Source organism: Spartobacteria bacterium UBA695 (genome assembly GCA_002298145.1).
Lineage (GTDB): Bacteria > Verrucomicrobiota > Verrucomicrobiia > Chthoniobacterales > Chthoniobacteraceae > UBA695.
In genome coordinates, this window is sequence record DBMP01000005.1 from 26,434 (window position 1) to 39,675 (window position 13,242).

The 13,242-nt window shown below is 63.4% G+C and carries 8 protein-coding genes; 3 read left to right on the forward strand and 5 right to left on the reverse strand.

What is annotated here, in order from left to right; translation table 11 throughout:
- Nucleotides 1-120: 120 nt before the first annotated feature.
- From mscL to mnmG, 5 genes are all read right to left on the reverse strand, one after another.
- Nucleotides 121-552, reverse strand: coding sequence for a large conductance mechanosensitive channel protein MscL (gene mscL / locus B2828_RS01825; protein ID WP_479631967.1), 432 nt, complete (start codon nucleotides 550-552; stop codon nucleotides 121-123).
- 99 nt (nucleotides 553-651) lie between these two features.
- Complete coding sequence (locus tag B2828_RS01830; protein WP_479631968.1) at nucleotides 652-1,482, reverse strand: BUD32 family EKC/KEOPS complex subunit; 831 nt, start codon at nucleotides 1,480-1,482, stop codon at nucleotides 652-654.
- A 261-nt stretch (nucleotides 1,483-1,743) separates the two neighbouring features.
- On the reverse strand, nucleotides 1,744-3,912 hold the full coding sequence (locus B2828_RS01835) for a glutamine synthetase III family protein (protein WP_479631969.1): 2,169 nt from the start codon (nucleotides 3,910-3,912) through the stop codon (nucleotides 1,744-1,746).
- A gap of 178 nt (nucleotides 3,913-4,090) precedes the next feature.
- Nucleotides 4,091-7,231: a tetratricopeptide repeat protein gene (locus tag B2828_RS01840; RefSeq protein WP_479631970.1), complete on the reverse strand. Its 3,141-nt coding sequence runs from the start codon at nucleotides 7,229-7,231 to the stop codon at nucleotides 4,091-4,093.
- A gap of 222 nt (nucleotides 7,232-7,453) precedes the next feature.
- Nucleotides 7,454-9,316, reverse strand: a complete 1,863-nt coding sequence (gene mnmG / locus B2828_RS01845; RefSeq protein ID WP_479631971.1) for a tRNA uridine-5-carboxymethylaminomethyl(34) synthesis enzyme MnmG — start codon at nucleotides 9,314-9,316, stop codon at nucleotides 7,454-7,456.
- A 553-nt stretch (nucleotides 9,317-9,869) separates the two neighbouring features.
- Between mnmG and B2828_RS01850 the strand changes: the two genes are divergently transcribed.
- Genes B2828_RS01850 through B2828_RS01860 form a run of 3 tightly spaced genes read left to right on the forward strand, consistent with a single transcriptional unit; the run spans nucleotide 9,870 to nucleotide 13,225 of the window.
- Nucleotides 9,870-10,856, forward strand: a complete 987-nt coding sequence (locus tag B2828_RS01850; RefSeq protein ID WP_479631972.1) for a thiamine pyrophosphate-dependent enzyme — start codon at nucleotides 9,870-9,872, stop codon at nucleotides 10,854-10,856.
- A gap of 22 nt (nucleotides 10,857-10,878) precedes the next feature.
- Nucleotides 10,879-11,853 (forward strand): alpha-ketoacid dehydrogenase subunit beta, encoded by a 975-nt coding sequence (locus tag B2828_RS01855; RefSeq protein WP_479631973.1) that lies wholly within the window; start codon nucleotides 10,879-10,881, stop codon nucleotides 11,851-11,853.
- A gap of 28 nt (nucleotides 11,854-11,881) precedes the next feature.
- Entirely contained in the window at nucleotides 11,882-13,225 is a 1,344-nt protein-coding gene (locus tag B2828_RS01860; RefSeq protein ID WP_479631974.1) for a pyruvate dehydrogenase complex dihydrolipoamide acetyltransferase, read from the forward strand.
- The last annotated feature ends 17 nt before the right edge of the window (nucleotides 13,226-13,242 follow it).

Here is a 13,242-nt window from a genome sequence, read left to right on the forward strand (position 1 = left end):
GCGCTTGGAGGTCAAGCTATCTACAGGGCAACCGTGTGGGCGATGGTGAGAATCGTGGGGTTCCGGTTCGCAAGGTCCGCGCGGGGAGGCGGATTGCGGACGGTGGGGGGAAGGAATGCTCTATTCGGCGGGCGGCAGCTGTGAAGTGCAGTTGGGGCAGCGCGTGGCGCGCAGGGAGATGATGGAGGTGCAGTAGGGGCACTCGCGGGTGGCCGGGGCGGCTGGGGGAGCTACTGGAGCCGGGGCGGGAGCGCGCAGCCGGGTGATGCCACGGATGAGCAGGAAGATGGCAAACGCCATGATGAGGAACTGCACGAGGCTGTCCAGGAAGGAGCCGATCCGGATCGTGGTTTGTCCAATGCCGGGGATGGGCAGGGGGATGCCCCATTGCTTGACGAAGTCGCTCGTCTGGGTCAGGAGCCCGAGCGGCGGCATGAGGATGTCGGTGACGAGCGAATTGACGACTTTGGTGAAGGCTGCGCCGATGATGATGCCAACGGCAAGATCGAGGACGCTACCCTTCAGAGCAAATTCCTTAAACTCCTTGAGCATGGCTATTTTTTTCTCAGAATTTCGCAAAAAGTGCCACATGAATTATCCGATGAGGAGGTCGGGGAAGAGTTCTGCCCGGGTTGGGGGTGACCCCCAGGACTATTCTCCGGCGGCCCGGCGGTCGGCGGCGGCGAGGCGGGAGGCAAAGGTGTCGTAGAGCCCGGCGCGGAAGAGCTTCGGAAGGGCTTCGTAGGCGGCATCGGCCAGGGGGCCCTCCTGGCGCCCGAGCCCGCTCTGGATGTAGATGGCCAGGCGCAGGAGCTCGGCGAGGTCGGTAAACCGGAGTTCGGCGCGCTCTTCGTCGGTGCCGGTGAATTCCTGCTCGGCGCTCTCGAAATCAATGATGAAGACGCGGACGGGCGCGGTGCAGACGACCAGGTTATGTAGCTCGAGGTCGCGGTGGTAGAAGTTGCGGGCGTGAAGGGCTTCGAGCTGGCCAAAGGCTTCTTCGGCTAGTTTCCAGAGGCCGATGAGGGTGGCTGGAGGGGTCTGCTGGGCGATCCCGAGGCAGCGCTCCTGGGGCTGGACGTCGGTGAAGGGGGAGAGGCGGCTTAACGGGCTGCCGGGCAGGAAGGCGGAGCGGATGGAGTTGCCGTCGTAGCCGATGGGCTCGGGGGCGCCGAGGATTTTGGCGGCGGCGAGGTGGTTCTCGTATTCGACTTTCGGGTCGCCATGGAAGCTCCAGGGCTGGTAGGTCTTGACGAAGTGGATGGGGTAGCGCTGGGCGAGCGGGAAGGCGGCCCGGGTCTCGCGCCCGGCGATGACGAGGTCCATGTGGACGAGTTCGCGGCCGTCGGGGCCCATTTTGCGGGCGATGGTGCGCAGGGAAAAGTCTTTGTCGCGCGGATCGGTGAGGAGGTAGCGCAGCGGTTCGTTGATTTCGATCCGGTGAAACGGCGAGAGAGGGACGGAGGCGTTGTCGGGAGTCATAAGCCGGGAGAGGTCCTTCCTTTTTCTTGCAATCAAGCGTTGCTTGGGGCGCTTGGCAAGAACAACCGGGCACAAAGAGGACGCGGCCCTGAGGTGTACTTCCATTTTGGGTTCCACTTCAGAGCCGCGCCATTAAGAGTATCGGGCTGCGCGCGCCTGGTGGCCGGGTGTGGAATTGGATGGGGGTTATAAATGAAGAGGGCCGCCCCACGCGGATGCGCGAAGGCGGCCCAAACTTTTGCCTAACTTGGAAAAAGCTCCTTACTTGATGAAGAGCATTTCCTGGTAGGTCGGCAGCGGCCAGAGGTCGTCGGCCACGACGGCTTCAAGCGCGTCGGCGGCGGCACGGACTTCGGCGAGGGCCGGGATGACGGCGTCGCGGTAGTGGGCCGCTTCGGCTTTGAGGCCGCCGGCGACTTCCTGCGCATGGACGCATTCCAGTTTGCTGACCGAGGCGAGGAGTTCCTTGGAGAGGGTGGCAACCTGCGCGAGAACGGTCGTGTCGGCTTCGACGCCAGCGGCTTTCGTCTTGGCGGCGCTGTCGGCGAGCTCGCTCTGGTAGCGAACGGCGGCCGGGTAGATGGTGGTCTTGGCGATCTCAACGACGAGGTTGGCCTCGACGTTGACGGTCTTGACGTACTGTTCGAACCCGATTTCCTCGCGGGCTTCGAGCTCGCGCTTGGTCAGAACGCCGAATTTCTCGAAGGCGGCGATCGTGGTGGGGTAGGTGTAGGCCGGGAGGGCGTCCACCGTGGTCTTGAGGTTCGGCAGTCCGCGCTGGGCGGCTTCGGCGTGCCATTCTTCGGAGTAGCCGTTGCCGTTGAAGATGACTTTGCCGTGTTCGTTGACGATCTTCTGAAGGACGTTCTGGATGGCTTCGTTGAGCTTCTCGGGAGCGACTTTCTCGAGTTCCGTGGCGATGTAGTCCAGGGACTCGGCGATGATGACGTTAAGGACGGCGATGCCAGGGCCGACGGGCTGGTTGGAGCCGACGGCGCGGAATTCGAACTTGTTGCCGGTGAAGGCGAAGGGGCTGGTGCGGTTACGGTCGCCAGCGTCCTTCGGGAGCGGAGGCAGGGTGTCGACGCCGATGTTGATGGTGCCGCCAGATTTGCTGGTCTTGGCTCCACCCTTGCGGATCTGCTCGAACACGTCGGCGAGCTGTTCGCCGAGGAAGATGGAGATGATGGCGGGAGGCGCTTCGTTGGCTCCGAGGCGGTGATCGTTTCCGGCGCTGGCGACGACGGCGCGCAGGAGTGCGGCGTGGATGTCAACGGCGCGGATGACGGCGCCTACGAAGAGCAGGAACTGGGCGTTGGCGTGAGGCGTTTCGCCGGGTTCGAGCAGGTTGCCCTGCGTGGAGTTGCCGAGGGAGACGTTGAGGTGCTTGCCGCTGCCGTTGACGCCTGCGAAGGGCTTCTCAGCGAGGAGCGCGGTCAGGCCGTACTTGGTGGCGACGCCACGAAGCGTGGACATGACGAGCTGCTGGTGATCGGCGGCGAGGTTGCTGGTCTCATAGACCGGGGCGACTTCGTACTGGGCCGGGGCGACTTCGTTGTGACGGGTCTTGACCGGGATGCCGAGCTTGAAGAGTTCGCGTTCGGAGTCCTGCATGAAGGCGAGGACGCGCTCGGGGATGATGCCGAAGTACTGGTCTTCGAATTCCTGGCCCTTGGGCGAGGGAGCGCCGAAAAGCGTGCGGCCTGCGTTGAGCAGGTCGGGCCGGGCGTAGTAGAAGTTGCGGTCGATGAGGAAGTATTCCTGCTCGGCGCCGGCCGTGGAGGCGACGGGAGCGACTTTTTCGTGACCGAAGAGGGCCAGGATGCGCTGGGCCTGGATGTTGAGAGCCTGCGCGGCGCGAAGCAGCGGGGTCTTGTTATCAAGGATGTCGCCGGTCCAGGAGATGAAGGCCGTCGGGATGTAAAGGGTGGTGCCGTTGGGGCTTTCGCGGATGTAGGCGGGGCTGGTGACGTCCCACACGGTGTAGCCGCGGGCTTCGGCGGTGGAGCGGATGCCGCCGCTCGGGAAGGAGGAGGCGTCGGGCTCACCCTGGATGAGCGTTTTGCCGGAGAATTCGGTGATGGCGGAGCCTACGCCTTCCGGAGAGAGGAAGGAGTCGTGCTTGGCGGCGGGAAGGCCGGTCAGCGGATAGAAGACGTGGGCGTAGTGGGTGGCGCCTTTTTCCAAGGCCCAGTTCTTGATTGCCGTGGCGACGACGTCGGCTACGGTCGGATCGAGTTTCGCACCGGTTTCGATGGTCTTGAGGACGCTTTTGGCGATGTCTTTGGGAAGGCGTTTTTTGATTTCCGCCGGGCCGAAGACGTTGGAACCGTACAGGTCAGCCGAAAAGACGCTACGGAAATCCGTATCGCTGGGCTTGTACTCAGTCACGGCCTTGATTGCTTGGAGTCTGGAGATGCTTGCGCTCATGGTGAGATAGTGAGAGCCGCCAGATTAGCATCTTCAATGCCAAAGGCTAGTGAGAACTTCTTTTCCTCTGTCGGGGTTATCCCACCCCCCGGTTTCGGGGGCGCTTGGGGGGGTGGTGTGAGCGAAAAGTGGTCAAAGTTAGCCATGAGTGGCTAAAAACAGACAGATTTCAGGAACCCTATTTCGGTTCCAGTGCGGAAATGCGCACTTTGGCGTCGGCGACGTGGGGGGCGCTGGGGTATTTGGCGACCAGGTCTTTGTAGGCTTTGAGGGCTTTTTGGAGCTGGGCGGGTTTGGTGGGGTCTTTGGGGTTCTGGCTGGTTTGAGGCAGGGTCGCGGCCTGTTTTTCCAGGAGCTGGGCGCCGCGCCAGAGGCCTTCGGCGGCGACGGTGGGGACGGCGTCGAAGAAGAGGGCGATTTTCAGGTTTTCGTCGATGGCGGGGGCGAGCTCGTTTTTGTCTTCCTGGATTTTGGCATGCAGGAGCATGGCTTTGGCCCGCAGTTCGATGGCGGCGGCGGGGGTGCGGAAGATTTGGATGAGGAGGGGACCGGCTTTGTCGTCTTGTTTGGCCTGGTGGGCGGCCAGCGCGATGACGTAGTTGGCTTCGAGGACTTTGGCGGGGGAGAAGTTCGGGTAGAGGCGTTTGAAGGTCTCGAATTTCTCGGCGGCGGCGACGGTGTTGTCCTGTTTTTGGAGGATTTTGGCCTGGCCGAAGAGGGCGATGCCCTGGGCTTGCTGGATCTGGGCGGGGGCTTTTTCCGGGTGGGCGGGATCGGGCAGGGGGTAGTCGGCGGCGAGTTTGCTAAAGACGGCGGTGGCCTCGGGGAGGCGGCTGGTGTCGAGCAGGGCGTTGCCGTAGAGATCGAGGTCGGCGGGGGCGTAGAGGAGGCCGGGGTTGTAGGCGGCCTTCATCTGCTCAAGCGCCTTTTCTTTGTCCTTTTCGTAGGTGAAGGAGGCTAGGGTGAAGAGGATTTTGCTGCGGGTCTGGGGGACGGTGGATTTTTCGGCCTGGGCTTTGAAGTAGGCGGTGATGTCGTCGTCGGTCTTGATTTTGGCGTTGGCGAGCAGTTTTTGGTTCAGGACGACGTATTGCAGGGCGTTGGGGAGCTGTTCGTTTTCGGGGAAGGTGGCGATGAGCTTCTCGGCGGCGGCCATGGAGTTGTCGATGGCGGCGTTCCACTCGGTGCGCTGGGTGTCGTTGAGGCCGTAGTATTGGCCGAGGGCGTTGGCCTGGCTGGTCCAGAGGGCGGTGAGGTTGAAGAGGGCGAGGGCGGTGAGGGGGTCGGAGGGGTGTTTGTGGACCATCTCGTTGTAGATGGCGATGGCCTCGGGGGTTTGCTTGGCGGCGAGCTTGTCTTGGGCGAGGCTGTTGTAGGCGTAGTAGGCTTTGTCGGACTCGGGGTAGCGCTGGAGGAATTCGCGCATGAGGGTGGTCCGGGCCTCGGCTTTGTCGGCACCCTGGAGGAGGGCGAGCTGCTCGAAGTAGGCGTAGGGGGCGGCTTCGGATTTCGGGTAGTCGGTGGCGACTTCTTTGAAGAGGCGCATGGCGCTGGTGGGGTCGCCTTTGCGGCTGTAGGCCTGGGCGAGGCTGTACTTGGCCATGGAGCCTTGTTCGCTCTTGGGGAAGGTTTTGAGGAATTCGGTGAAGCCGTTGATTGCCAGTTCGTTAGCGCCTTTGTCGAGCTGGAGCTTGGGGACGAAGAAGGAGGCGATTTCGGCTTGGGGGAGGCCTTTGTAGGAGGCGGCGATTTTGCCGTACTCGCCGAGGGCTTCGTCGATGCGGCCGTTTTCGCGCAGGATGTCGGCTACGCCGAGCTGGGCGGCGGCGGCGACGTCCCGTTTCGGGTTTTCTTTCAGGAAGTTCTGGAAGGTGGCCAGGGCTTTGTCGAACTGCTTGAGGGCGACGAGCGCGCGGGCCTGCATGAGGAGGGTCTCGGTGGTCAGGCGGCCTTTGGGGTAGAGGGAGATCTGCTCCTGGTAGTACTGGAGGGCTTTGGAGGGGTTGGTGGCCAGGAAGAGGGAGCCGATGGTGTAGGGGAGGTTCTCGGCGAGTTCGTCGCCTTTGTAGGCTTGCTGGAAGGTGTTGTAGCTGGCGACGGCTTTTTGCAGGAAGGCGGGGCGGGTCTCGGCGGGGAGGCGGGGGGCCTGCTGGGCGTAGCTCAGGGTGAGGTAGTATTGGAGGGTCTTTTTCTGGTCGTCGGCCTGGGCGAAGGGCTGCATTTCGCGGAAGACGAGGCGGGCTTCGTCGCAGGCGCCGTTTTGCAGGAAGAGCTGGCCGACTTTGATCTGTGCGGTAAGGGAGAGGTCGCCTTTGCCTTTGAGCGCGGCAAGTTTCTCGATCTCGTGCTCGACCATGGCGTCGAGGGTCTTCATCTGGGCGATGTTCTTGGCCTGGAGGGCGGCGAGCCGACGGTCGCGCAGGCGCTTGACGCGCTCTTCCTGGGCGGCGAGGACGGCGTCCTTGGGCATCAGGTTGCGGTAGGCGTGGAGGGCCTTTTCAATGAGGGCGGGCTGGGCTTCGCTGGGGGCAAAGAGGGCGCGGTTGGCGTAGAGTTCGCCAAGGTGAAGCTGGGCGTCGTTGACGATGCCGAGGTCGGGCCGGCGGGTGATGATGTCGGCCAGGAGGCGTTCGCCTTCGTTGAAGGCGGTGTCGGCCTGCGGATTGGCCTCGCCGGGGGTGGCCTGGGCGAGCAGGCAGCCGCGGGTCATCTCGGAGAGGGCGAGCAGCATCTGGCTTTCGTGGATGGTCTCGCTCTTGGGGAAGGCTTTGAGGTTCTCGCGCAGGGTGTCGGAGGCTTTGTCGTACTGGGCGATCTGGAAATAGGCGAGCGCGCGGCTGTAGACGATGTTCTCGACCTGGGTGCTGGCGGGGTATTTCTGGAGAAAGGCGTCGTATTCCTTGAGCGCGCTCTCGTAACCGGCTTTGCGCGCGGCGTCGGTTTTCTCTTTCTCGGCCTTGGCGGCGAGCATCTGCGGGAGCAGGCCGAAACCGAGCTCTACGATGTCGTCGGGCGAAGGCGGCCGGGTGATTTTGTCGATGAGGGAGCGGCACTTATCGTACTCGCCGATGATGTAATAGAGGTTGGCGAGGCGGTACTGGGTGTCTGGGATGAGGGTGGAGGTGGGGTATTTCTTGATGACGTCTTCGAAGGCGGCTGCCGCCTCGGGCAGTTTGCCGCTGTTCATGAGCTCCTGGGCTGCATTGGCGGCGGCTTCGGAGGTGGGCGCCTGGGCCTGGAGGGTGGCGGACGACGCAGCTATAGCGCTGCTGATAAGCATGGCAAAGAGATCGCGCCGTGGGGGGAGACGAAGCTTCATAAGATGGGACGTTAGGATAGGTTACAAAGAAGGCCCGGACCAGTATATTTTCCAGGTCAAATCGCGCTCGGACGCGAGTTTTTCCAGGGGTGGGTAAACAGCAGGAAGCAGGCCCGCCGGTATCGGTAGATATAACAAGCTGTGGATAAGTAGGTTAAGTGCGTTCCAAGGCTGTTTCCTTCCGGGTTTTTGGGCTCCGACGCGGTCGCGGAGGGGGGCGGTTCAGGTTCCCCCTGTCTTGCGGAGCCAGATTTCCAGGATGGCGAGATCTGCGGGGGTGATGCCGCTAATGCGCCCGGCTTGGCCAAAGGTAGCGGGGCGGATCTGGGCGAGCTTTTGCCGGGCCTCGGCGCGTAGCTCTGGGACGACGGTGTAATCGAGGCGCTCCGGGATGAGGCGGGCCTCCCCTGCGCGGGCCTTGGCCACCTGGGCCTCCTGGCGGCGAATGTACCCCTCGTACTTGAGGTCGGTCTCCAGGAGCGACCAGACGGCCTCGGGATACCGGGCGCGAAGTTCCACGTGGAGCTGCTCTGCCGAGACCTCGGGACGCCGGAGCCACTGGGAGAGGCGCGTTCCCTCAAAACGTTCGGCATCGGCAAAGGCACGGGCGGCTTCCAGCTGGGCGGTCTTGGCCTGGGTGGCGGCCCAGCGGTCGTCGTCCACGAGGCCCAGGCGGTGGGCCAGGGGGGTGAGGCGCAGATCGGCGTTGTCCTGGCGCAGCAGCAGGCGGTACTCGGCCCGGCTGGTAAACATCCGGTACGGCTCCTGGGTCCCCTTGGTCACGAGATCGTCGATGAGGACGCCGATATACCCCTCCGCCCGGGTAAGGGTGAGGGCAGGGCGGCCAAGGAGCTTGAGGGCGGCATTGGCCCCGGCGACGAGCCCCTGGGCGGCGGCTTCCTCGTACCCGGAGGTGCCATTGATCTGCCCGGCGAAGTAAAGGTGCCCCACGCGTTTGGTCTCCAGGGTCGGGTAGAGCTGGGTGGGGGGAGCGTAGTCGTACTCGACCGCGTAGGCGGGCCGCAGGATCTCCGCATTCTCCAGCCCGGGGATGGACCGGACGAAGGCGTACTGGACCTCGTGCGGGAGGCTCGTGGAGACGCCGTTTAGGTAAATCTCCTCGGTATGGCGACCCTCGGGCTCCAGGAACACTTGGTGGCTCTCCTTCTCCGGGAACCGGACCACTTTGTCCTCAATGGAGGGGCAGTACCGGGGGCCGATCCCCTCGATGATCCCCGCGTAGAGGGGAGATTTGTCGAGATTGCACCGGATCAGCTCATGCGTTTGGGCCGTGGTATGGGTGATCCAGCAGGGGATTTGTTCCACGTGGAACTTTTCGCCTTCCACGCGGTTCAGAGTAAAGATGTCGTTGGGGGTGGGATTGATCCGCTCCGGGAGGAAGGAGAAGGGGGGCGGCGGGGTATCCCCATCTTGGCGGGTTGTGCGGGAGAAATCGACGGTCCGGCCGTTGATCCGGCAGGGCGTCCCGGTCTTAAAGCGGCCGAGTTCGAAGCCCAGGCGGGCCAGGCTTTCGCTCAAAGTGGAGGCGGCATCCCCCATTCGGCCCCCGGGGGTGTGGTTGAGGCCCACGTGCAGCAGGCCGCGCAGGAAGGTCCCGGTAGTGATGACCGCCGCCCGGCAGCGGATCTCCATGCCGAGGTTCGTGCGAAGGGCGGCCACGGCGTCTCCCTCCGTGACGATCTCTACGACATGCCCCTGGCGGAGGGTAAGGCGGGGCTGGCGTTCGCAGAGCGCCTTCGCGCGGAACTGGTAGGCCTTCTTATCGCACTGGGCCCGGGGGGCGCGAACACTGGGGCCCTTGTTGCCATTGAGCATCCGGAACTGAATCCCTGTGGCATCCGTATTAAGGCCCATCATGCCGCCCAGGGCGTCGATCTCGCGCACGATATGCCCCTTGGCCAGGCCGCCGATGGCCGGGTTGCAGGACATCTGGCCGATCGTGTCCAGGTTTTGGGTAATCAGCATCACTTGGCAGCCCAGGCGGGCAGCGGCCAAGGCGGCCTCGATACCGGCATGACCGGCACCGACAACCGCGACATCGTACACTTTGGGATCAATAAACATGTTCTACGTGGAACAATTTTCCAGCAGGGAAAGGGCTTCCCCTGGGAAAATCAGGTCCGGGAGTGTCGCCCAAGCGGGCCCGCAAGGCAATCTGGAATCACAAGCTCCCCTAGCGGCCCAGTCTATAAAGAAAGGACGCGGCATTATGGAAACCCCAATGGGCCACAACGTCGCGTCATGAAATGTATCGCCGTGGCCCGGCAAAATGGCTTTATCGGGGGTGATATGGGGATACCCGGGCGCTTTCGGTACAAAAGGAGGACGCGGCTCCGTGGTTATCCTCGAAGGGTTGTCCATTGGAACCGCGCCATAGAGAGTATCGGCCTCCTGGATGCCGAAGGATGGGTGGGGGGATTGGCGACCGGTGGTTGCCCGTAAATTGTTCTCCGGTAAGCAAAAATTGCACAAGAGTGCTTGCTTTACAGGGCGCGTTGCCTACATTCGTTGCGAATTCAAACGGTGCACCCTGATGGAAGCCGAACCTCGAACATTCGCTGAATCTGAAATTAACCGCAACCTTTCGCCAGAGGACAAAATTAGGTTCCTCCGGCAAATGTATCGCATCCGCCGTTTTGAGCAGACCTCGCTGAAGGCCTACAACGCTGGAAAGATGGGCGGGTTCCTGCATCTCTACACCGGCCAGGAGTCGGTCGCGGTCGCCACCATCTCGCTCTTGGGCGAGAACGACCACGTCGTCACCGCCTACCGGGACCACGGGCATGCCATTGCCGTTGGCATGACCATGAACGAGTGCATGGCCGAGCTTTTTGGCAAAGCCACGGGCTGTTCCAAAGGAAAGGGGGGCTCCATGCACCTCTTTGCCCCCGATAAACGCTACTGGGGTGGCCATGGCATCGTCGCCGGGCAGACGCCCCTCGGCCTCGGCATCGCCTACGCGCTCAAGTACAAAGGGATCCCCGGCTGCTGCCTCACCTACCTGGGCGACGGCGCGGTCAACCAGGGCGTCTACCACGAGAGCCTCAACCTCGCCTCCCTGCTCAGCCTGCCGGTCATCTATATTATAGAGAACAACGGCTACTCCATGGGCACCAGCCTGGCCCGCTCCTCCGCCTTCAAGCAGCTCCTGGCTCAGCGCGCCGAGGGCTACAACATCTGCTGGGACCAGTGCAACGGCGAGAACATCTACGAAGTCCGGGCCAAGACCCAGGCCGCCATCGTCCGGGCGCGTGAGGAAAGCCGCCCCACGGTCCTGGAGATCGCCACCTACCGCTACTACGGGCACTCCGTGGCCGACGCCAACGCCCGCAAGTACCGCACCCCGGAGGAGATCGACCACTACAAGACCTACCACGACCCGCTGCTCCTCTGGCAAAAGCGCCTCATCGACGAGGGTATCCTCACCGAGGAGCAGGCCACGGCCATCGACTACGAGGCCCGGGCCGAGGCTGACGCCGCCTCCCGGTTCGCCGACGAGAGCCCCTTCCCTGAGGAAGCCGACATCTTTAAGGACATCTACAGCGAGCTGGATCACCCCGCCGAGGGTGAAAATGCTCCACGTGGAACATTTTTCTTCAACTAGGCACCCCAGACTTCCCTAGCATATGGCGCTGATATCCTATCGAAAAGCCCTCAACGACGCCCTCGCCGAGGAGATCCTCCGGGACGAGAACGTCGTCGTCATGGGCGAAGAAGTCGCCGAGTACAACGGCGCGTACAAAGTCACCGAAGGGCTCTGGGGCCGCTTCGGCAGCAAGCGCATCGTCGATCTGCCCATCTCCGAGGGCGGCTTCGTCGGCATGGCTGTCGGGGCCTCCATGCTGGGCGTGCGGCCCGTCGTCGAGCTGATGTTCTGGAGCTTCGCCTACGTCGCCTTTGATCAGATCATCAACAACGCCGGGTGCGTGCGCTACATGTCCGGCGGCCAGATCAACTGCCCCATCGTCATCCGGGGCCCGGCCAACGGCGGCACCAACGTCGGGGCCACCCACTCCCACACCCCGGAAAACCTCTTCGCCGCCATGCCTGGCCTCAAAGTCGTCGCCCCGGCCACCGCCTACGACGCCAAGGGCCTCCTCAAAACGGCCATCCGCGACAACGACCCCGTCATGTTCATGGAGAACACCCTCCTTTACGGTGAAAAGTGGGAAGTGCCTGAGGATGAATATCTTATACCGATGGGCGTAGCCGACGTGAAGCGCGTGGGCAGCGACATTACCCTCGTCGCCCATGGTCGCGCCGTCATCACCTGCCTGGAGGCCGCGCAAATCCTGGAGGCCGAGAACGGCATCCACGCCGAGGTCGTCGACCTGCGGTCCATCCGGCCCCTGGACGAAGAGACCATCCTCGCCTCCGTGCGCAAAACCCACCGGGCCGTCCTGGTGGAGGAGAACAAACCCTTCTGCGGCGTCGATGCCCAGCTCGCCGCGATGATCCAGGAAAAAGCCTTCGACGAGCTCGACGCCCCCATTGGCCGCATCTCCGCGCTCGACGCCCCGGCCATCTACAGCCCGCCTTTGGAGAAAATCCAGCTTCCCACCGCGCGCCGTGTGGTGCAAAAGGTGTTGGCCACCTGTTAAATCTTTCTAAAACCAGAGGAAATCCCCTATGCCAATATCCATTGAGATGCCCAAGCTGAGCGACACGATGACCGAGGGTACCTTGGTCAAGTGGCGCAAGAAACTGGGCGACAAGATCGAAATGGGCGACGTCATCGCCGAGATCGAGACCGACAAGGCCACCATGGAAATGGAAGCCTTCGACGACGGGACGCTTGCCGAAATTTTCGTCAAAGAAGGGGAGAAAGTGGCCGTGGGGCAGCAGATCGCCCTGCTGGCCGTCGCCGGAGAGAAGCCGGGCGAGGCCAAGCCCGCCGCCCCGTCGCCCGCCGTTGCCGCCTCCACGCATTACCAGGAAGTCGCGGGCGCGCCCATCCCGGGAGCCCCTGGGGCTGCTCCGAAGCCCGCGACAGCTCCCGCCGCCGCTGCTGCCCCGGAACCCGCGCCCGTGGTCACCCCCCAAGGCCGCGTCAAAGCCTCCCCCCTGGCCCGCAAGCTCGCCGCCCAGAAGGGGATCGACCTCACCCGCGTCGTCGGCACCGGCCCCGGAGGGCGCATTATCGAGCGCGACTTGGCCAACGCCCCTGTGGGCGCTCCGGCTCCCGCTTCGCCCGCACGGCCTGCTACTTCCGCCGCCCCAGCCGCTCCCGTTGCGGTTTCGTCGGCCGTCCTTGCCGTCCCGCCGATTCCCGCTGGGCCTGGCGACCGCGTCGTTCCGCTTTCCGGCATGCGCCGGGTCATCGCCGAGCGCCTCGTGGCCAGCAAATCGACCATCCCGCACTTTTACCTGCAAATCGAGGCCGACGCCGAGCCGCTCCTCAAGCTGCGCGTCGGGCTCAACGCGGGCGCGGAAGCCTCCGGGCGCGGGAAAATCACCGTCAACGACCTCATCCTCAAAGCCGCCGTCGCCGCGCTCGTGCGCGTGCCGAAAGTCAACGCCGCGTGGGCGGGCGACGCGATTATTGAGTATGACAAAATAAACCTATCCGTCGCTGTCGCCGTCGAGGAAGGCCTCGTCACGCCAGTAATACGCGATGTGGCGGGTCAGTCCATCAGCGAAATCAGCGCCGCCGTCAAAGACCTCGCCACCCGGGCCCGGGGCAAGCGGCTCAAACCCGAGGAATACCAGGGCGGCACCTTTACCGTCTCCAACCTCGGCAGCTACGGCATCGAGAGCTTCTTCGCCATCGTCAACCCGCCGCAAGCGGCCATCCTGAGCGTTGGCGCGGCGGTGAAAAAGCCGGTTGTCAACGCTGCGGGGCAGATCGTCCCGGGCCAGCGCATGTCGATCGGCCTGAGCTGCGACCACCGCGTCGTCGACGGCGCGCTCGGCTCGCAGTACCTGGGCGAATTGAAGAACCTCATCGAGAACCCGGCGCTGATGCTGCTCTAGACCGCAGGAATCATCAT